This window comes from Erwinia sp. MYb375 (assembly GCF_037479175.1).
Classification (GTDB): domain Bacteria; phylum Pseudomonadota; class Gammaproteobacteria; order Enterobacterales; family Enterobacteriaceae; genus Erwinia; species Erwinia rhapontici.
In genome coordinates this window covers 1-21303 of record NZ_JBBGZS010000016.1, presented here as the reverse complement: position 1 = coordinate 21303, position 21303 = coordinate 1, and the positions used below count along the sequence as shown (strand labels likewise).

Sequence of the window (21303 nt, the reverse complement as noted above, 5' to 3'; positions counted from 1 at the left end):
TCTTACCTGGCATCACTGTTACCCGCACAAAAGTTGTGCCAGTATGGCGTGCTGGCAGTGGTGCCTGGGTGAGATGCTGAAGGGGAAGAGTGGTGAGTAACCGGATTGAAGCGCTGCATCAGCAGTTGAAAAAACGCATTATGCTGCTGGATGGCGGCATGGGAACCATGATCCAGAGCTACAGACTGGAAGAAGAGGATTTTCGCGGTGCGCGTTTTGCCGACTGGCCGAGCGATCTCAAAGGCAATAACGATCTGCTGGTACTGACGAAACCCGAGATGATTAGCGAAATCCACAACGGCTATCTCGCCGCAGGTGCAGACATCCTCGAAACTAACACCTTCAACTCCACCACTATCGCGATGGCCGATTACCAGATGGAATCCCTGTCGGCCGAGATCAACTACGTTGCTGCGAAACTGGCGCGGGCCTGTGCCGACGAGTGGACGGCACGCACCCCGGATCGTCCACGCTATGTCGCAGGTGTGTTAGGGCCCACTAACCGCACCTGCTCCATTTCTCCTGATGTCAACGATCCCGCTTTCCGTAACGTGACCTTTAACCAGCTGGTGGAAGCTTACCGCGAATCCACCCGCGCGCTGGTGGAAGGGGGTGCTGACATCATCATGATTGAAACGGTGTTCGATACCCTGAATGCCAAAGCGGCGATCTTTGCCGTTAAAGAGGAATTTGAAGCGCTGGGGGTTGAGCTGCCGCTGATGATCTCCGGTACCATCACCGATGCTTCAGGACGAACGCTCTCTGGCCAGACGACGGAAGCCTTCTATAACTCACTGCGCCACGCGGAACCGCTCTCCTTTGGCCTGAACTGTGCTCTTGGTCCGGACGAGTTACGTCAGTACGTAGCGGAGCTGGCGCGTATTGCCGAAGGGTATGTCACCGCACACCCGAATGCCGGGTTACCCAACGCTTTTGGTGAATACGATCTGGATGCGCAGATCATGGCCGAACAGATTGGTGAATGGGCGCAGGCCGGCTTCCTGAACATTGTCGGCGGCTGCTGCGGTACCACGCCAGAGCATATCGCGGCGATGGCGAAAGCGGTTGAGGGTGTTGCCCCGCGTCCGTTACCGACGCTGCCCGTTGCCTGCCGGCTTGCCGGGCTGGAGCCGCTGAACATCAGCGCAGAAAGCCTGTTTGTCAACGTGGGGGAACGGACTAACGTCACCGGCTCGGCGAAATTTAAACGACTGATCAAAGAAGAAAAGTATAACGAAGCGCTGGAAGTGGCTTTGCAACAGGTGCAAAGCGGCGCACAGATTATTGATATTAATATGGATGAGGGGATGCTCGACGCTGAAGCAGCGATGGTGCGTTTTCTCAACCTGATTGCCGGGGAACCGGATATTGCGCGTGTACCCATTATGATCGACTCCTCGAAATGGGAGGTAATCGAAAAAGGCCTGCAATGTATCCAGGGCAAGGGCATCGTTAACTCGATCTCCATGAAAGAGGGCGTCGATCAGTTCCTGCGTCATGCCCGCCTGGTGCGGCGTTACGGTGCGGCGATGGTGGTAATGGCCTTTGATGAAGTGGGCCAGGCGGATACCCGCGCGCGTAAAATCGAGATCTGCCGCCGCGCTTATAAGCTGCTGACGGAAGAGGTCGGCTTCCCGCCGGAAGATATTATCTTTGACCCGAATATCTTCGCGGTCGCTACAGGCATTGAAGAACACAACAACTACGCGATGGACTTTATCGGCGCCTGCGAAGACATCAAACGCGAACTGCCGCATGCGATGATCTCGGGCGGGGTGTCCAACGTGTCGTTCTCCTTCCGGGGTAACGACCCGGTGCGTGAAGCGATTCACGCGGTCTTCCTCTACCACGCTATCCGTAACGGCATGGATATGGGGATCGTGAATGCCGGGCAGCTGGCAATCTATGACGACCTGCCTGCTGACCTGCGTGATGCGGTAGAGGACGTGGTGCAAAACCGTCGTGATGACGGCACCGAACGCTTGCTGGAGCTGGCAGAGAAATATCGTGGCAGCAAAGCCGATGATGACAGCACCAAACCGCAGGCCGAATGGCGCAGCTGGGACGTGGCAAAACGGCTGGAATACTCGCTGGTCAAAGGGATTACCGAATTTATTGAAGTCGATACGGAAGCCGCACGCCTGTTGGCCGCCCGTCCGATCGAAGTGATTGAAGGGCCACTGATGGCCGGTATGAACGTCGTCGGTGACCTGTTTGGCGAGGGTAAAATGTTTCTGCCACAGGTGGTGAAATCGGCGCGCGTCATGAAACAGGCGGTGGCCTGGCTGGAACCCTACATTGAAGCCAGCAAAGAGAAGGGCAGCACCAACGGTAAAATCGTGCTGGCGACGGTAAAAGGCGATGTGCATGACATCGGAAAAAATATCGTTGGCGTGGTGTTGCAGTGTAATAACTACGAAATCATTGACCTGGGCGTGATGGTGCCCAGCGATAAGATCCTGAAAACCGCCCGTGAGCATAACGCCGATATTATCGGCCTGTCTGGCCTGATCACCCCGTCACTCGACGAGATGGTCAACGTGGCGAAAGAGATGGAGCGCCAGGGCTTTACAATACCGCTGTTGATTGGTGGGGCTACCACGTCTAAAGCGCACACTGCGGTAAAAATCGAACAGAATTACAGCGGCCCGACGGTATACGTGCAGAACGCCTCGCGCACCGTGGGCGTGGTCTCTGCGCTGCTGTCTGCCACCCAGTACGATGACTTTGTCACCCGTACCCTCAAAGAGTACGACACTGTACGTATTCAGCATGCCCGTAAAAAACCGCGTACGCCGCCGGTAACTTTACAGGTGGCACGTGACAACGACTTCGTCTTCGACTGGGAGAATTACACACCACCAGTAGCACACAGGCTGGGTGTGAGCGAAGTGAGTGCTAACATCGAAACGCTGCGCAACTATATCGACTGGACGCCGTTCTTTATGACCTGGTCGCTGGCCGGCAAATATCCGCGCATTCTGGAAGATGAGGTGGTCGGTGAAGAAGCCAAACGCCTGTTCGCCGATGCCAACGCGATGCTGGATCAGCTGAGCCGCGACGGTTCCCTCAATCCGCGCGGTGTAGTGGGCATTTTCCCGGCAAACCGCGTCGGGGATGATATCGAAATTTACACCGACGAATCGCGCACTGAAATTTTGCAAGTGAGTCATCACTTACGCCAGCAGACCGAAAAAAAGGGTTTTGCTAACTATTGTCTCGCCGATTTCGTCGCGCCAAAGTCGAGCGGTAAAGCCGACTATCTGGGCGCATTTGCCGTCACCGCAGGCCTGGAAGAAGATGCCCTGGCAGAGGCCTGGGATGCACAGCACGACGACTACAACAAAATCATGGTCAAAGCATTGTCAGACCGTCTGGCGGAAGGTTTTGCCGAATATCTGCATGAGCGAGTGCGGAAAGTGATTTGGGGCTTTGCCGGCACGGAAAACCTCAGCAACGACGAGTTGATACGGGAAAACTACCAGGGTATCCGTCCTGCACCTGGCTACCCGGCGTGTCCGGAGCACACGGAGAAAGCCACCATCTGGGAACTGCTCGATGTGGAATCGCACACGGGAATGAAACTGACGGAATCCTTCGCCATGTGGCCGGGGGCGGCGGTGTCTGGCTGGTACTTCAGTCATCCGGAGAGTAAATACTTTGCCGTGGCCCAGCTACAGCGTGACCAGATTGAAGACTACGCCCGGCGTAAAGCGATGTCGGTCACCGACGTTGAACGCTGGTTAGCGCCTAATCTGGGATATGACGCTGATTAAAAACGTGTTCATTGCCCTTCATTGAGAATTAATAAGGTAATCATCGGCTAAACTAACACTATTAGCACAGCGGATTTTTTACCGCGGTGCATAGTCAGTCTTTCTGAGTGATGAGGTCGATATCTGTGTTAACCCTGCTTAATCTTCTTTCTGCCGTGGCGCTACTGGTGTGGGGGACGCACATCGTGCGTACCGGTATTATGCGCGTCTATGGTGCCGATCTGCGGCGGGTACTCAGCCGCAGCGTGGCAAAAAAACCGATGGCGTTTCTGGCAGGCATTGGCGTTACCGCCCTGGTGCAAAGCAGCAATGCCACCACCATGCTGGTGACGTCATTTGTCGCCCAGGAGCTGGTGGGGCTGACGCCTGCGCTGGTGATCATCCTCGGCGCGGACGTCGGTACGGCGCTGATGGCGCGTATCCTCACGTTTGATCTCTCCTGGCTGTCGCCGCTGTTTATCTTCTTTGGTGTGGTGTTCTTCCTTGGCCGCAAACAGACCCGTGCGGGGCAGATAGGGCGTGCCAGCATCGGGCTGGGGTTAATTCTTCTGGCCTTACAGCTGATTGTTGCTGCTGCCACGCCGATCACCCAGGCCGCCGGGGTAAAAGTCCTGTTCTCATCACTGACCGGTGATGTGATGCTTGATTCACTGATCGGTGCGCTGTTCGCGATTATCAGCTATTCCAGCCTGGCGGCCGTTCTGCTGACCGCCACGCTAACGGCCACTGGGGTGATCTCCTTCAAAGTCGCCCTCTGTCTGGTGGTCGGGGCTAACCTCGGCAGTGGGCTGCTGGCGATGCTGAATAACAGCGCGTCGAACGCTTCCGGCAAACGGGTGGCGCTCGGCAGCCTGCTGTTTAAATTTATCGGCTCGTTGCTGGTGCTGCCGTTTATCGAGCCGCTGGCGGGTTGGCTGGAGAAATTGCCGGTCAACGACGAAGAGTTAGTGATCTTCTTCCATGTGTTTTACAACCTGATCCGCTGCGTTGTTATGGTGCCCTTTGCCGAACCGATGGCTGCGCTGTGTCGTCGACTGATCCGTGAGGAACCGGAAACCGACCTGCGTCTGAAGCCGCGCCATCTTGATCCCGGCTCACTGGATACGCCGGCGCTGGCGCTGGCAAATGCCTCACGTGAAACCCTGCGAATGGGGGATGTGATGGAACAAATGCTGGCGACCTTTAGCAAAGTTGTGCACGGTGAACTGCGGGAAGATCGCGAAATTCGCAAGTTGGATGATGATGTCGATGTGTTGTACACCGCCATCAAGCTCTATCTGGCACAGATGCCAAAAGAAGACCTGCCGGAAGAGGATTCACGGCGCTGGGCAGAAATTATTGAGATGGCCCTGAACCTGGAGCAGGCCGGAGATATTCTTGAACGGATGAGTGGCGATGTGGCCGATAAATCACTGGCCGCGCGGCGCGCATTCTCGGTGGAAGGTTTGCAGGAGCTGGATGCCCAGTTAGAGTTGCTGACCAACAACCTGCGCCTGAGCCTGTCGGTATTTTTATCCCGCGACATGACCAGTGCGAAACGCCTGCGTCGTTCCAAGCACCGTTTTCGCATCACCAACCGTCGCTACTCGCATGCTCATGTTGATCGTCTGCATCAGCATAATGTTCAGAGCATCGAAACCAGTTCGTTGCATCTGGGGTTATTGGGGGATATGAAGCGTCTTAACTCCCTGTTCTGCGCGGTGGCATACAGCGTGCTGGAGCAGGCGGATGATGACAGAGATGATGAGGAAAGTAGCAGAGTCAGGAAGGTGTAAGGGTCAGGCACGCCTGACCCGCTACGAATGCTAAAATAAACCTCAACAGCAGGTTATTTTTTCTTAATCGCCTTGCCGGACCAGTAACCTGCCAGCAGTGACCCTGACAGGTTATGCCACACTGAGAACAGGGCGCCCGGCAGTGCTGCCAGTGGGGAGAAGTACATTTTCCCCAGCGCCGCGGCCAGACCGGAATTCTGCATGCCCACTTCCAGCGCCAGTGTGCGGCAGGTGGATTCGTCAAAGCCAAACAGCTTGCCGCCCCAGTAGCCGCCCAGCAGACCAATGGCGTTATGCAGGATCACGGCGACAATCACCATCAGCCCCACCGAACCGATAAAGCCCTGGCTGCCTGCTACCACCGCACTGATGATCAGCAGAATGCAGACCATGGAAAACGCAGGCAGGTAAGGCTCTACGCGTTTCACCACGCCGTTCATAGTGTGGTGGATCACCAGGCCGAGGCTGATCGGCACGACGACAATTTTCACAATACTCAGCAGCATACCCACCACATCCACCTGAATGTGGGTATCGACATAGAATTTGGTCAGCAGCGGCGTAGCGAATACCCCCACCAGCGCCGAGACGGAGGAGATGGTTACGGACAGGGCGACATCGCCCTTGGCCAGATAGATCATCACGTTAGACGCCGTCCCGCTGGCCACGCTGCCCACCAGAATCATGCCTGCTGCCAGGTCAGGCGGCATATGGAACAGCTTTGCCAGGCCCCAGGCTGCCAGTGGCATCACCAGATAGTGCAGGAACGTACCGGCAATCACCGGTGCCGGACGGGTCAGGACCCGTTTGAAATCGCCGACGTTTAGCGTCACACCCATACCGAACATAATCAGCATCAGCAGGTAAGGCACATAAGGCCCCATGCCGGTGAAGGTCGTGGGCGTGTAATACGCGGCAACAGAGAGCAGGACTGCCCAGAGGGGAAACAGTCGGGTAACAGTGGCGAGCATAGAGAGACTTCCTTTTTAGAATCGCATTTTTTCTTTCAGCGAGTATGCAGGTGATGCGAGTGTGCCAGAGCAATAAAAAACCGGGCGAGGCCCGGTTTCATCGTCATCATTCGATTTTATTCGAACAGATTACGGTGCAGTGTCTGAACAATTTTCTCTGCATCCTGTCCAGGGACCAGGAAGCAGAGATTGTAGCTGCTGGCACCGTAACAGATCATGCGCAGATTGAACGGCTCCAGCACGCCAAACACTTCTTTGCCCACGCCACAGGCCTGAGAAAGTTTGTTGCCGATAATCGCCACCAGCGCGAGATTCTCTTCCACTTCCACCCGACACAGGGAGGAGAGTTCCGTCAGCAACGCCTGGGTCAGCAGGCTGTCTCCGGTCGAGGTTGAACCGGTGGTATCCAGCGTCAGCGCCACGCTCACTTCGGAGGTGGTGATCAGGTCAACGGAGATATTGTGGCGCGCCAGGATGTTGAAGACTTCGGCAAGGAACCCGCGTGCATGCAGCATATTCAGGCTGTGCAGCGTCAGTAGCGTCTGTTTACGGCGCAACGCAAGAGCGCGGAACAGTGGCGGGTTCTCGGTTTTATTGCACACCATTGTGCCACCGGCTGATGGATCTTTGCTGGAACCGACAAACACCGGAATATCACTGCGGACCGCAGGCAGCAGCGTCGCCGGATGCAGCACTTTCGCGCCAAATGTCGCCATTTCAGCAGCTTCTTCGAAGGTGATCTCATCGATACGATGGGCTGTATGCACCACGCGCGGATCGGTGGTGTAGATACCCGGCACGTCAGTCCAGATATCAATGCGGCTGGCATGCAGCGCTTCACCCAACAGGGCCGCCGTATAGTCACTGCCGCCACGGCCCAGCGTGGTGGTGCGGCCCTGTGCTTCACTCCCGATAAAGCCCTGTGTCACCACCAGCGCTTCGTCAGTGCGGGATTTCAGCTGGGTGTTAACCAGTTCGTTCAGCAGCGTGACGTTTGGTTCTGCGCGGCCAAAGCGGTCGTTAGTGCGCATCACTTTACGCACATCGAACCACTCTGCGGCGACCTGACGCTGGCGCAGGATCTCAACAAACAGCAGGGTGGACATCAGTTCACCGTGGCTGACCAGTTCATCGGTCAGGGCGGTAGAGGGCGACAGTGCTGCCGCTTCGGACAGCATACTGATGTTGTCCAGCATGCGGTCGATTTCGTCACGGATGACCGTCGGTTGATCCAGCGCGTCAATGATCGCGTACTGAATACGGCGAATGTCGTCGAGCAGGGAAGCACGTTGTTTTGGCTGCTGGCCTTCAGCCAACGCAACCAGCAGATTGGTTACACCCGCAGAGGCGGATAAGACAACCAGACGCACATCGGGATTGGACAGCACCACATCAGCGCTGCGGTTCATAGCGGTAAAGTCGGCCACACTGGTGCCGCCAAATTTCGCCACGATCAGATTTTGAGACATTACGATGACTACCTTCGTGTCAGGATTTATTCCATCAGCTTGGCACAAGGGAAGGAGCACAACGGGGGAGGACGTAGAATGAAGGCTACGAGTCACCCAGAAGCGCCCCACCTCGCCGCCCGACTACCGGACGTTGCTGGTGACAACCCAGAGGATTCAGCCCCTGCGGTCGATACGCCCCACTCCGCGTGGTTGATACCTCGGCGTCGCTCCCCATCATGCATTATCAAAGGATTCGGTTCCTCCAATACACTGCCTGGGCGACGCGCCTCTTCTGGCTTACACATTGCGTAAGTTGCGCATAGAAATATCGGGTTATGGCGCGGCTGTCAACGCTTGTCGGCTGATGATTATTCATTTTCGTTATACTCCGGAAGGTATCACTCGTGCTAATCACTTTTGGATCAAAAATCATCGTTTAGACCATAAGCGTCAATTCTTATAAGCACGGTCCGGGCTATAATTTTTTCTCGTAAAAGGGTATGAATAGTCATACTGAAACCCTCCATGCGAATCATTCGCACTGGCGGAGACCAAATCGTGGCGGGATGATAGCTGTAACCTGTTGCAGGAAGAGGGGAGCCGAACGCCCGTAACAGGTAATATATCGTCCGGTCTGAATGACAGTTCTTAAATAAAAAGAGTGTGTTGCTATGAAAAATATCAATCCGACACAAACCGCTGCCTGGCAGGCGCTGCTTCAGCATTTTGAACAAATGAAAGATGTGCAAATTGCTGACCTGTTCGCCAAAGATGCCAACCGGTTTGCTGCCTTCTCTGCCACGTTCGACGATCAGATGCTGGTGGATTTCTCCAAAAACCGCATCACCAGCGAAACCCTGGAAAAACTGCAGGCGCTGGCTAAAGAGACCGATCTGCAGGGCGCGATCAAATCCATGTTCTCCGGTGAGAAAATCAACCGTACTGAAGATCGTGCCGTACTGCACGTGGCGCTGCGTAACCGTAGCAACACGCCAATCGTCGTCGACGGTAAAGATGTGATGCCTGAAGTGAACGCGGTGCTGGAGAAGATGAAAGGTTTCTCTGAGCGCATCATCGGCGGTGAGTGGAAAGGCTTTACCGGGAAACCGATCACTGACGTGGTGAACATCGGTATCGGCGGTTCGGACCTGGGGCCGTTTATGGTCACCGAAGCGTTGCGTCCGTATAAAAATCATCTGAATATGCACTTCGTTTCTAACGTTGACGGCACCCATATTGCTGAAACGCTGAAAACACTGAGCCCGGAAACCACCCTGTTCCTGGTGGCGTCAAAAACCTTCACCACGCAGGAAACCATGACCAACGCCCACAGCGCGCGTGACTGGTTCCTGACCTCGGGTCATCAGGAAGATGTGGCGAAGCACTTTGCCGCGCTGTCGACCAATGGTAAAGCGGTGGCCGAGTTCGGTATTGATACCGCTAACATGTTCGAGTTCTGGGATTGGGTGGGCGGTCGTTACTCTCTGTGGTCAGCAATTGGCCTGTCAATCATCCTCTCTATCGGTTTCGACAACTTTGAGAAGCTGCTGGACGGTGCCCACGCCATGGATCGCCATTTTGCGGATACCCCGGAAGAGAAAAACCTGCCGGTTCTGCTGGCGCTGATCGGCATCTGGTACAACAACTTCTTCGGCGCAGAAACCGAAGCGATCCTGCCTTACGACCAGTATATGCATCGCTTTGCTGCTTACTTCCAGCAGGGCAACATGGAGTCTAACGGCAAATATGTGGACCGTGCCGGTAACCCTGTCTCTTACCAGACTGGCCCGATTATCTGGGGCGAGCCAGGCACCAATGGTCAGCACGCGTTCTACCAATTGATCCACCAGGGCACCAAGCTGGTGCCATGCGACTTTATCGCGCCAGCGGTATCGCATAACAAACTGGGCGATCACCACAGTAAGCTGCTGTCTAACTTCTTTGCTCAGACGGAAGCTCTGGCGTTTGGTAAAGCACGTGACGTAGTGGAAAAAGAGTTCGCCGATGCCGGCCTGGACGCGAAAGCCGTTGAGCATGTGGTGCCGTACAAAGTGTTTGAAGGCAACCGGCCAACCAACTCCATCCTGCTGCGTGATATCACCCCGTACAGCCTCGGTGCGCTGATTGCTCTGTATGAGCACAAAATCTTCACCCAGGGCGTGATCCTCAACATCTTCACCTTCGATCAGTGGGGCGTGGAGTTGGGCAAACAGCTGGCTAACCGCATCCTGCCAGAACTGGCGAGTGGCGAACCGGTCAGCAGTCATGACAGCTCGACGAATGGTCTGATTAATCGCTATAAATCCTGGCGTTAATCTACCCGCCTGGGCGAGGCACGCCGCGCCCAGGGCAGGCTTTTCTGACCCCTGCGATGCTCTATGCGGCCCCCATTTTCTGGGGGTTTTTTATTTTCTGTAAATAACTGGACCTGGTTGACAGCACGGCCTTTCTCTTTACAACCGTGTACAGGCGTTGGCAGCCTGTTGGCACTCTGATTACACGGCTATTTTTCACCCCAAAGATGGATAAAGTGGCCGTAAGGAGGGTGGGCATAATCCTAAAAATCGCGTAAACCGTACCAATTTGACACGGATAATTCTTAAATAAACACCCGTTAAAACCTAAGAAATGTTAAGAACTAATTTGTTATTTAATTGATTTTTATCATTTTGTTGTCGATATCTTGTCAATTACTCCACTACGTCATTATTCTCCCCGCTGTATGCCTTTTTCAACTTTTCATATCGATAATAAAGTGAGTATTGGTATTAACCGCTGTTTAAGTGTTTTTGGTAGGTAAAAATATCTTAATGCACCGCATTTTCAGTCTTTTATCATAGCTGGGTCTCTTGCTTCGACACCTCGCCCGATGCGCTGCTTTCTGGAAATTAATTCCCCATACTGGAGTCGCCAGGTGCCATCCAGGCCCGGGCATCCATTCATTTAATGAAGGGAAAGTGTGATGAAAAAAGTCATATGGGCTACTGCAGCCATAGTGTACTTAGCGAGTGCAACAGGCGCGTTTGCCGCCGTTGAAGCCACTGGTGCGCCAGAGGTTGAAACGGGTGCGGCTGCTGGTGCTGAAGCAGGTGCGATGTCAACCGGTGTCACCACCGCTGTTGGTATTGGCGCTGTTGGCGCACTGGCTGGCGTGGTGCTGGCAGCAAGCAGCGGTGGAAATGGTTCTAATACCGGAACAACGACCACCACCACCACAAGTACAACCCGCTAAGTTCAAAAATTAATCATAACCACACATTTGTGTGGTTATTTTCAGCCTTGTTCTACTTTGCTCAGGGACACTCACAGTTGCGAAACCTACCACTTCTGCTGCTCTGCCTGCTGCTTCAGGCCTGTACACAAACGCAAAAAGGATTGGGTGAAACCGTCAAGCTGGCTTTTCTCGGCGTCGACGACATCCAGATGACTAACGAACAAATCGACACGATGCCTTACGCCAGCATGTATCTGCGCGTCAACGGCGGCCAGCAGATCTTTGTGGTGCTGGGCTTCAACGAAAATGGTCAGCAGAAGTGGATCACCCGCGATAAAGCCATGGTAGTCACTCAGCATGGTCGTCTGGTGAAAACGCTCGGCATGGCAGATAACCTCAACGACGTCAGTAACCTGAATAACGATCCACTGCGTGATGCCCTGCATCTGATCGATGGCGCGAGCTGGACCCGCACCCTGCGCTGGACCGAGGGCGGCAAGCCGGAGGCGGGCACGGCGGTTTCCCACTTCTCGCGCCAGAAGGATGAAGTACTGCAACTGGCGGGTCAGTCGGTGGCATGCCGCGTCTGGCAGGAAGAGGTGTCGATAGCGGAAAGTGGCGAATCCTGGCGTAATACCTTCTGGGTGGATATCTCCACCGGGCAGGTGCGCCAGTCACTGCAAATGCTGGGGGCAGACTATATCCCTGTTGAATCCACCATCCTGAAGCCTGCGAAATCATGAAAAAAATCACCCTTATTCTCGCAGGGATAGTGGCATCACTGTCGCTGCACGCCCAGGCTGACGGCCGGGTCAACGTCTTTTACCCTGGACAGGCACAACCGGTGGTGATCAGTGGCGCGGCCAATCTGGCGCAGCTGGTGACCAACCCGGCACTGACGCAGAAAACCTGGTGGCCGGGAACGGTAATCGGCGAAAAACTGGCGACGGCCGTGGCAGTACAGCAGCAACAGCAGCTGCTGGCACGCTTACAGGCATGGCGCGATGAACTCAAAAGTGACGGCGATGACGAACAGGCCGCCGTGGTGGAAAACGTCCGTCAGCAGATTGCCGGGCTGAAAGTCACAGGGCGTCAGATCGTGAATCTGGACCCGGACTGGGTGCGTTTACGACCACAGGCTAACCGCACGCTGGAAGGGGAATACAGCCTCTATACCCTTGCAGAACCCACGTCCATTACGCTGACTGGCGTGGTGGAAAATGCAGGAAAAACACCGTGGGCAGCAGGACGATCCGTGGTTGAGTATCTTGATGCGCACCCGCGAAGGGAAGGCGGTGAACGCAACAACGCACAGGTGATCTCTCCGGCAGGCGAGGTGACAGAAGTGCCGGTGGCGTACTGGAACCGTCGTCACTATGAGCCGCAGCCGGGCAGCATCCTGTTTGTGGGCTTCTCTTCCTGGACGCTGCCGAGCGCCTATGCCGATCTTAACCAGCAGATCGTTTCTGTTCTGACGCACCGGATCCCTGACTGATGAAAAAACGTTATCTTCTCAGCCTGCTGTCACTCTCTGTCGCCTGTGCCTGTCAGGTTCAGGCTGCCGGTTATCCGGACCCGATTGGCCCGTCACAGTCTGACTTCGGTGGCGTTGGCCTGATGCAGGTGCCGACCGCGCGTATGGCCAAAGAGGGCGAGTTCAGCCTTAACTATCGTTATAACGATCAGTATCACTTCTACTCCTCCTCGGTGCAGCTGTTCCCGTGGCTGGAAGCGACCATCCGCTACACCGATGTGAAAACGCGTGAGTACAGTGCGGTGTCGAGCTTCTCGGGAGATCAGACCTACAAAGACAAAGCCTTCGACCTCAAGCTGCGCCTGTGGGAAGAGGGCTTCTGGCTACCGGAAGTCTCCGTGGGGACACGTGATCTCGGCGGCACGGGCCTGTTTGACAGTGAATATCTGGTTGCCACCAAAGCCTGGGGGCCATTTGATTTCACCCTCGGTATGGGCTGGGGCTATATCGGTAACAGCGGCACGGTGAAAAATCCGTTCTGCTCCGCCAGTGAAAAATATTGCTACCGCACCGAGGGCAGCGGCACCGCCGGTTCCGTCAGCGGTAGCGATATGTTCAAAGGGCCGACCGCTATCTTTGGCGGGATTGAATATCAGACGCCGTGGCAGCCGCTGCGTCTGAAAATGGAGTATGAAGGTAACGACTATCAGGATGATTTCGCCGGTCGTCTGGAGCAGAAGAGCAAGTTTAACGTCGGGGCGATCTATCGCATTACCGACTGGGCAGATGTGAACGTCAGCTACGAGCGTGGCAACACCTTTATGGCCGGCTTCACCCTGCGCACTAACTTCAACGATCTGCATCAGACGCAGCGTGATACGCCGAAACCGGAATATAACCCGCAGCCGCAGGAGCGCTTCCTCGATCCAACGGTGACGGCCAATCAGTTGACCGATCTGAAATACAACGCCGGGCTGAATGCACCGAGCATTCAGGTGGAAGGCAGCACGCTATACGTGAGCGGTGAGCAGGCGAAATATCGCGATACCACCCGCGGCGTTGATCGCGCCAACATGATCATGGTCAACCACCTGCCAGAGGGGATTGATACCCTGAAGGTGACGCAGACGCGCAGCCATATGCCGCAGGTGACGACGGAGACTAATGTGGCGAGTCTGCAACGTCAGCTGGCGGGATACCCGCTGGGGCGTGAAGAGACGCTACAGCAGCAACGTGTCAATCCGGTTGACCCGGGCCGCACCGAACAGGGCTTCTTTATCGATGGCGATCGCCTGAACTACAGTTTATCGCCAGTGCTCAATCAGTCAGTCGGTGGCCCGGAAAGTTTCTACCTGTATCAGCTGGGCGTCATGGCGAATGCCAGCTTCTGGCTGACGGATCATTTGCTGATCGATGGCAGCCTGTTCGGCAACCTTGCCAATAATTATGACAAGTTCAACTACAACGGCGCACCGGCAGACTCCACGCTTCCCCGCGTACGTACACATATTCGCGACTACGTTGAAAATAACGTTTACGTGAATAACCTGCAGGCCAACTACATGCGTGAACTCGGCAACGGCTTCTATGGTCAGGTGTATGGCGGGTATCTGGAAACCATGTACGGCGGAGCGGGGGGCGAAGTGTTGTACCGCCCACTGGATTCCAGCTGGGCGATTGGCGTGGATGCGAACTACGTCAAACAGCGTGACTGGGACAACATGATGAAGTTCAACGACTATTCGGCGAAGGTGGGCAATATTACCGGATACTGGCAGCCGTGGTTCATGCGTAATGTTCTGGTGAAAGCCAGCGTCGGGCAATATCTGGCTGAAGACAAAGGGGTTACCGTTGATGTCTCGAAGCGCTTTGACAGCGGGATTATCGTGGGCGCTTACGCCACGAAAACCAACGTCTCGGCAGAAGAGTATGGCGAAGGCGATTTCACCAAAGGCTTCTACATCTCCGTACCGATGGATGTCTTTAGCGTTTCACCAACCCGTGGTCGTGCGCAGGTCAACTGGACGCCGCTGACGCGTGATGGCGGCCAGATGCTGGGCCGTAAATACCAGCTGTACGATATGACCACCGATCGCGACCGCAATTACCGTTAACCGCCGGGCCAGGCATGCCTGGCCCCTACGAAATGTAGGGGGCGGGCATGCCCGACCCGCAGCCAGTACAATGCCCGCGTTATTCACCATCCAAATGTTGTGATCTGCATCACACTCAAGCATATTGTTATTCGTCGGCATTCACGACGGATAACAATGACTTTGAGGCACACCATGACGTCCCAGGAACGTAACACGCCCGCCACCCGGCTGGCCTTTGCCCTGCAAATGGTATTAAACACTGGCCTGATCGTGCTGGCCTGTATTCTGATCATCTTTCTTGGCAAAGAGACCATCCATCTTGGCAACGTGCTACTGAATACCGGAGAGCAGACATCGTCCTATCTGCTGATCGAAGGTATCGTGATCTACTTCCTCTATTTTGAGTTTATCGCACTGATCATTAAGTATTTTCAGTCAGGATACCATTTCCCGCTGCGCTACTTTGTCTACATCGGAATCACGGCGATCATTCGTCTGATTATCGTCGACCATAAAAACCCGTTCGATACCCTGGCCTACGCCATTGCCATTTTGATCCTGGTGATCACTCTTTGGCTGGCGAACAGCAACCGTCTGAAGCGGGAATAAGTCGCAAAACCAGCCACAAAATCGTGGCTTTTTGCCGAGCTTTGATAGGTTTGCCCGCAGGGTCTGCGTTACACTGACGCATCGAAGATTTTGCGGAGAAGTGTTATGGCTGAGAACGCGCTGTCGCTATTGCGCGCGATCAACTGGCTACCAGATTCATCACCCCTGTTAACCGCCCCCCTGCTGGACTGGCTGATGGAAGTCGATTCCATGACCCGTCGTTTTGAGCGTCACTGCCAACAGGTGACGGTTAACCTGCTGCGTGAAGGATTTATCAGTGCCCAGGACGCAGCAGAGGATATCGCCCTGCTGCCAGCAGAAGAACGTTACTGGCTGCGGGAAATCGAACTGTGCGGTGACGGGGTTCCCTGGCTGGTGGCGCGCACGCTGGTCCCTGAGTCGACCCTGAACGGCCCGGAGCAGAAGCTGCAACAGCTGGGCACCGTCCCTCTGGGTCGTTACCTGTTTGCCACGTCTACCTTAACGCGTGATTTTATTGATGTCGGCCACAGTGCTGAACTGTGGGGGCGGCGTTCACGCCTGCGTTTGTCGGGCAAGCCGCTATTATTGACCGAACTGTTTTTACCCGCTTCCCCGCTCTATGCCAGCGTGGTGGCAGAAGGGGGACGGTAGCGTGGAGAGAAGTCTGCAAATGAGTAAGCTTTCGGCCTATAGCCGTCTGATGCGTATTGATAAACCGATTGGTTCGTTGCTGCTGTTGTGGCCAACGCTCTGGGCGCTCTGGTTGGCTGGTATGAGTGTGCCGCCGCTCAATGTACTGCTGGTCTTTGTGCTGGGCGTATTTTTCATGCGTGCAGCGGGTTGTGTGGTCAATGATTTTGCTGACCGCAAAATCGATGGTTTTGTGAAGCGTACCCGTGAGCGCCCGCTGCCCAGCGGTGCGGTGACCACGCTAGAGGCAAAGCTGCTGTTCGCCGGGCTGGTGCTGGTCTCCTTTGGGCTGGTGCTGACCATGAATAATATGACCATCTGGCTGTCGCTCGGTGGGTTGGGGTTGGCCTGGCTCTATCCGTTTATGAAACGTTACACGCATCTGCCGCAGGTGGTGCTCGGGGCGGCGTTTGGCTGGGCGATTCCGATGGGCTGGGCGGCGGTGAGTGAAACGGTCCCCTTGACCTGCTGGCTGCTATTCCTGGCGAATATTTGCTGGACGGTGGCATACGACACGCTTTATGCGATGGTTGATCGTGATGATGATTTGAAAATCGGCGTGAAGTCCACCGCCATTCTGTTTGGTCGTTTCGATAAGCTGATTGTGGGTCTGTTACAGCTGGCAACGCTTGGCTTGATGACGTTGGTGGGCTGGCAGCTTCATCTCAGCGGCGTATTCTATTGGGCGGTGCTGGTGGCGGGCGTGTTCTTTGTCCATCAGCAGAAGCTGATTGCCCGACGTCAGCGCGAGCGCTGCTTCCAGGCTTTCCTGAATAATAACTGGGTAGGGTTGGTGCTGTTCGTTGGTGTGGTACTGGGGATCGGATAAAACAGGTAGGGGCCGATCATCTGTTTCGATCGGCCCACCACACTGACATCAATCGTGCTCTACGGCACTCTCAATGGTCATTCTCACATCCTGAGTAATCAGCTCTGCCAGCAGTTGGTAAACCTGCTGTGTCTGCTCAACCTGAGCATCACCGGAATCGCTGATATAGCCTTCATCACGCAGCGTTAACACCAGCGACGTGAACACTGCTTTGTCGAAGAACTCCGGTGCGTTAATACCGTGCAGCACGGACAGACGCTGTGCCATGGTACGGCTCTCTTTTTCCAGCGTGCCACGGTTAATAGCGGGTTTCGCACTGAGGATAGAGAAGGTAATCGAGTAACGTTGCAGGGTTTCGCGTACGCCAGCAGCCAGCAGTTGCAGGGTATGGAAACGACCGGCACTCAGACGCAGACTGCTCTCTTCAGCAATCAACAGTCCCTGACGGGCCATTTCAGCCACCAGTGAGTCGAGTACCTGGCCCAGTTCATCCGTGCTCCAGCGCAGAAACAGCTCGCTCTTCAGCATCGGATAGATCACCGTGACCTGGCGCAGAAGCTCGGTGCGGGTGATTTCACGGTGCTGCATCAGAATGGCGGCAATCAACGACGGCATCACCAGCATGTGATGGATGTTGTTGCGATAGTAGGTCATCAGCACGGCCTGCTCGCGCGGCAGCACCACGATCTCGCCAATGCTATCCTGCTCCAGCTCAAACTTGTTCATGCTCAGCGCATGTTCCAGCAGTGCCTCTGGCGTCATATCCGGCACGGTGGAATCAGGAGAGTACGGCACATTGCGCAGCAGTTGCACATAACAGTCGAGCTGTTCGGTCAGCTGTTCGCGGGTCATCGAACGCTGGCGTGATGCCAGAAGCGCAGTCACACACAGGTTCATGGCATTGGCTGCCCCCGCATTGTTAATCCGCACCATCACTTTCTGCGCGATGTCGTTCACGGCCGGGGTTAACCAGGCTGGACGCTGGGCTTCAATAGGATCGATAGCCTCACGCCACTCTGGTACCTGCTGATTCAGATACGCGACCAGCGGCAGCGGCTCACCAAAGTTCACATAGCCCTGACCGAGATTACGCAGCTTACGCAGCCCGCGCACCATCGACATAAAGCCTTCTTTCTCTTTGGTCGCTCCGCGCAGCTCTTTGGCGTAAGTCCCCACTTCCATCACATGCTCGTAACCAATGTAAATCGGCACCAGCGTAATAGGGCGGTTCCCCCCGCGTAGCATCGCCTGAATCGTCATCGACAGGGTGCCGGTTTTCGGGTCCAGCAGGCGGCCGGTACGTGAACGGCCCCCTTCCACGAAGTATTCAACGGAATAACCACGGGTGAACAGTTCACCAAGGTATTCACGGAACACCGTGGAGTAAAGCTTGTTGCCCTTGAAGGTACGACGAATAAAGAAAGCGCCCAGACGACGGAAAATCGGGCCGGCTGGCCAGAAGTTAAGGTTGATCCCGGCGGCAATATGCGGCGGCACCAGACCCTGGTGATACAGCACATAGGAGAGCAGCAGATAGTCCATATGGCTACGATGGCAGGGCACGTAGACAATTTCATGTCCATCCTGTGCCAGCTGGCGCACGCGCTCACCGCCGTTGACGTTGATCCCCTGATAGAGCTTGCTCCAGGTCCAACCCATGATACGGTCAGTCAGACGAATCGCTTCGTAAGAGAAATCAGCAGCAATCTCTTCCATCAGCTCAACGGCATTCTGTTGGGCTTTTTCGTGGGAGATTTTTTTGCTGCGCGCTTCGTCTTCAACCGCTTTGGCGATCGCTTTGGACTGTAACAGCTTGTTGAACAGGTCCTGGCGCACAGGCAGACGCGGCCCAACGGCCGCTAAACGTTGGCGGGCAAAGTGCATACGTGCCACACGGGCCAGCTTCTGCGCGATGATTTTATCTGTACCGTGCTCGGTGGCCATATGGCGCAGCGATACCATCGGAGAGAAGCGGACAAAACTGTCACGCCCCAGCCAGATGACGGCAAAGAATTTTTGAATACCATTCAGCATACGCAGATGTGGCTGTTCGTCACCCTGTACCTCACGGCCCGGCGCACGACCAAACATCACCGATACCGGCACCATCTGCACATCCAGATCGGGATGATTGCGGTGCAGATCAAGATAATCGTGGAACAGCCTGACCGACTCAAGATTCGGGACAAAGTACGGGAACAGGCGTGGGCCATCATGAATGAACACATGGCGTGGCAATACCGTACCGTCGATCTCCAGAGGTTCCAGAGGATCGGGCAAGTCTTGTTTGCGACACTGCTCACGCAGTGCAAGGAGATCAGCCTTTGAATCATAAGGCAGCACATACATAATAGGGCGCGACGTATCAAGCCCGAGTTCGGCAACCGGCTCAGCCGGAATTGCTTTACTTTTTACCAGTAGTTTTACTGGAAGATTCAATAAGTTATAATATAATTTACGCCAACCTGACATAGACAACATGAAGCCTCTTGTTAGCAAAGCGCCGCAAGCATACCAGAAAGCGCCAACAGAATCTGTGGTGTTAAAAAACCTGTAGTTCCACTCATTGACGTTAAACTTCTCAAAGGGTTCCCTGATTATGGCAAATAATGTCACCGGACTGACTCGAATCATAAAAGCGGCCGGGTATTCGTGGAAAGGCATTCGAAGCGCGTGGCAGCATGAAGCCGCTTTTCGTCAGGAAGCCGTCGCGGCGATCATTGCGATTATCATTGCCTGCTGGCTGGACGTGGATGCCATTACCCGAGTGCTGCTGATTGGCTCGGTGATGCTGGTCATTATTGTCGAAATACTCAACAGTGCCATCGAAGCGGTCGTCGACCGCATCGGCAGTGAAATTCATCCTCTTGCAGGCCGGGCCAAAGATATGGGCTCTGCGGCTGTGCTGTTGACTATCTTGCTGGCAATTTTTGTTTGGATCATGCTGTTAGTGCCACATTTGCGATGAGTTTTCCAAAAATCGCCGCAAACTGCATTTCGCCCAACTTTAGGTTTTCAATGTCTAAATACCTGTATATACTCACAGTCGACTGTATAAACAACCAGGGGGCGGAATGAAAGCACTAACGGCGAGGCAGCAGCAGGTTTATGACCTGATTCGCGACCACATTAATCAAACTGGTATGCCACCGACGCGCGCAGAGATCGCTGCGCAGCTTGGTTTTCGTTCCCCCAATGCGGCTGAAGAACATCTGAAGGCCTTAGCCCGTAAAGGCGTGATTGAGATCGTTTCTGGTGCTTCACGGGGTATTCGCCTGATGATGGAAGAAGAAGACGGTCTTCCACTGATTGGCCGGGTTGCCGCCGGTGAGCCACTGTTGGCAGAGCAGCACATTGAAGGCCACTATAAAGTTGACCCTGATCTGTTCAAGCCCGGCGCTGATTTTCTGTTGCGCGTCAGTGGGATGTCGATGAAAGACATCGGTATTATGGACGGCGACCTGTTAGCGGTACACAAAACGGAAGATGTGCGTAATGGCCAGGTTGTGGTTGCGCGCATTGATGATGAAGTGACGGTAAAACGCCTAAAAAGGCAGGGTAATACGGTGCAACTTTTACCAGAAAACCCGGATTTCAAACCTATCATCGTCGACCTGCGCCAGCAGACGTTGACCATTGAAGGCCTTGCTGTCGGCGTTATCCGCAACGGCAACTGGCTGTAATCGTTACTCCCCGCTAAATCCTGCGCGCTGCTTCTGCGGCGCGTATTATCATCTGTAATCGCTTTAACTCTGATGGATTCTGATGAAACTGCTCACCTCTGCGGATAAAAGCCTCTGGCGGCTGGCGCTGCCGATGATCCTTTCTAATATTACCGTGCCGCTGCTTGGTCTGGTCGATACGGCTGTCATCGGCCATCTCGACAGCCCGACGTATCTTGGTGGGGTGGCAATCGGCACGACCGTAACCAGCTTTCTGTTTATGCTGCTACTGTTTCTACGCATGAGCACCACCGGGCTGACCGCACAGGCATTTGGAGCCAGTGATAAATCCGCACTGGCACGTGCGTTGATGCAGCCGCTGATGCTGGCACTGCTGGCCGGGCTGCTGTTTATCCTGCTAAAAACGCCTCTCACTCACTTTGCGCTGGGCCTGACCGGTGGCAGCGACGACGTTCTGCACCAGGCGGCACTGTTTATGCAAGTGCGCTGGCTTAGTGCTCCGGCAACGTTGGCCAATCTCGTGCTACTTGGCTGGCTGCTTGGGGTGCAGTATGCGCGTGCCCCAGTGATCCTGCTGGTGGTGGGTAATCTGGTCAATATCCTGCTGGACCTGTGGTTTGTTATTGGCCTGAAATGGGGTGTGCAGGGCGCGGCAGCGGCCACCGCGATTGCTGAATATGTCAGCTTTATCGTCGGCCTGCTGCTGGTATGGCGGGTGATGAAACTGCGTGGTCTGTCAGTCAGGCTGATGCT

At 54.9% G+C, this 21303-nt stretch carries 16 protein-coding genes and 1 riboswitch; of the genes, 13 read left to right on the top strand and 3 right to left on the bottom strand.

The window, feature by feature from the left end; translation table 11 throughout:
* Window positions 1-92: 92 nt before the first annotated feature.
* Both metH and WH279_RS10255 read left to right on the top strand, forming a co-directional pair.
* Window positions 93-3776 (top strand): methionine synthase, encoded by a 3684-nt coding sequence (gene metH / locus WH279_RS10260; protein ID WP_339456333.1) that lies wholly within the window; start codon window positions 93-95, stop codon window positions 3774-3776.
* Window positions 3777-3901: 125 nt separating this feature from the next.
* Window positions 3902-5551, top strand: a complete 1650-nt coding sequence (locus WH279_RS10255; protein WP_133846950.1) for a Na/Pi cotransporter family protein — start codon at window positions 3902-3904, stop codon at window positions 5549-5551.
* A 53-nt stretch (window positions 5552-5604) separates the two neighbouring features.
* Here the strand turns inward: WH279_RS10255 and panS are convergent, their stop codons facing one another.
* On the bottom strand, window positions 5605-6522 hold the full coding sequence (gene panS / locus WH279_RS10250) for a ketopantoate/pantoate/pantothenate transporter PanS (RefSeq protein WP_339456331.1): 918 nt from the start codon (window positions 6520-6522) through the stop codon (window positions 5605-5607).
* A 116-nt stretch (window positions 6523-6638) separates the two neighbouring features.
* Window positions 6639-7991 (bottom strand): lysine-sensitive aspartokinase 3, encoded by a 1353-nt coding sequence (gene lysC, locus WH279_RS10245; protein WP_200643860.1) that lies wholly within the window; start codon window positions 7989-7991, stop codon window positions 6639-6641.
* Window positions 7992-8083: 92 nt separating this feature from the next.
* Window positions 8084-8273: riboswitch (Lysine riboswitch) on the bottom strand.
* A 371-nt stretch (window positions 8274-8644) separates the two neighbouring features.
* On the opposite strand from lysC, the gene pgi reads away from it, so the two are divergent.
* The 8 genes from pgi (at window position 8645) to ubiA (ending at window position 16867) form a co-directional block, all read left to right on the top strand.
* Window positions 8645-10288: a glucose-6-phosphate isomerase gene (gene pgi / locus WH279_RS10240; RefSeq protein ID WP_133846953.1), complete on the top strand. Its 1644-nt coding sequence runs from the start codon at window positions 8645-8647 to the stop codon at window positions 10286-10288.
* A gap of 647 nt (window positions 10289-10935) precedes the next feature.
* Window positions 10936-11205: an exopolysaccharide production protein YjbE gene (gene yjbE / locus WH279_RS10235; protein ID WP_133846954.1), complete on the top strand. Its 270-nt coding sequence runs from the start codon at window positions 10936-10938 to the stop codon at window positions 11203-11205.
* 77 nt (window positions 11206-11282) lie between these two features.
* Window positions 11283-11930 carry a YjbF family lipoprotein gene (locus tag WH279_RS10230; RefSeq protein WP_339456327.1) on the top strand — a complete coding sequence of 216 codons (648 nt, stop codon included), beginning with the start codon at window positions 11283-11285 and terminating at the stop codon, window positions 11928-11930.
* Window positions 11927-12682: a capsule biosynthesis GfcC D2 domain-containing protein gene (locus WH279_RS10225; RefSeq protein WP_339456325.1), complete on the top strand. Its 756-nt coding sequence runs from the start codon at window positions 11927-11929 to the stop codon at window positions 12680-12682. Before WH279_RS10230 ends, WH279_RS10225 begins: the two co-directional genes overlap by 4 nt.
* Window positions 12682-14775: a YjbH domain-containing protein gene (locus WH279_RS10220; protein ID WP_339456323.1), complete on the top strand. Its 2094-nt coding sequence runs from the start codon at window positions 12682-12684 to the stop codon at window positions 14773-14775. Before WH279_RS10225 ends, WH279_RS10220 begins: the two co-directional genes overlap by 1 nt.
* Before the next feature lie 174 nt (window positions 14776-14949).
* Window positions 14950-15366, top strand: coding sequence for a phosphate-starvation-inducible protein PsiE (gene psiE, locus WH279_RS10215; RefSeq protein WP_062748345.1), 417 nt, complete (start codon window positions 14950-14952; stop codon window positions 15364-15366).
* A gap of 105 nt (window positions 15367-15471) precedes the next feature.
* The gene (gene ubiC, locus WH279_RS10210) at window positions 15472-15999 is read left to right on the top strand and encodes a chorismate lyase (RefSeq protein ID WP_339456321.1); all 528 of its coding nucleotides are present in this window, start codon (window positions 15472-15474) and stop codon (window positions 15997-15999) included.
* 19 nt (window positions 16000-16018) lie between these two features.
* A complete protein-coding gene (gene ubiA, locus WH279_RS10205; RefSeq protein WP_421506929.1) occupies window positions 16019-16867 on the top strand; it encodes a 4-hydroxybenzoate octaprenyltransferase in 849 nt (282 codons plus the stop codon).
* Window positions 16868-16915: 48 nt separating this feature from the next.
* On the opposite strand, the gene plsB is transcribed toward ubiA, so the two are convergent.
* A complete protein-coding gene (gene plsB, locus WH279_RS10200; RefSeq protein WP_339456340.1) occupies window positions 16916-19339 on the bottom strand; it encodes a glycerol-3-phosphate 1-O-acyltransferase PlsB in 2424 nt (807 codons plus the stop codon).
* A 127-nt stretch (window positions 19340-19466) separates the two neighbouring features.
* On the opposite strand from plsB, the gene WH279_RS10195 reads away from it, so the two are divergent.
* From WH279_RS10195 to WH279_RS10185, 3 genes are all read left to right on the top strand, one after another.
* Entirely contained in the window at window positions 19467-19835 is a 369-nt protein-coding gene (locus WH279_RS10195) for a diacylglycerol kinase (RefSeq protein ID WP_133846960.1), read from the top strand.
* A 106-nt stretch (window positions 19836-19941) separates the two neighbouring features.
* Entirely contained in the window at window positions 19942-20550 is a 609-nt protein-coding gene (gene lexA, locus WH279_RS10190; RefSeq protein WP_062748337.1) for a transcriptional repressor LexA, read from the top strand.
* 82 nt (window positions 20551-20632) lie between these two features.
* Window positions 20633-21303: MATE family efflux transporter (locus WH279_RS10185; protein WP_339456315.1), on the top strand; the 671-nt coding region annotated here is incomplete at its 3' end.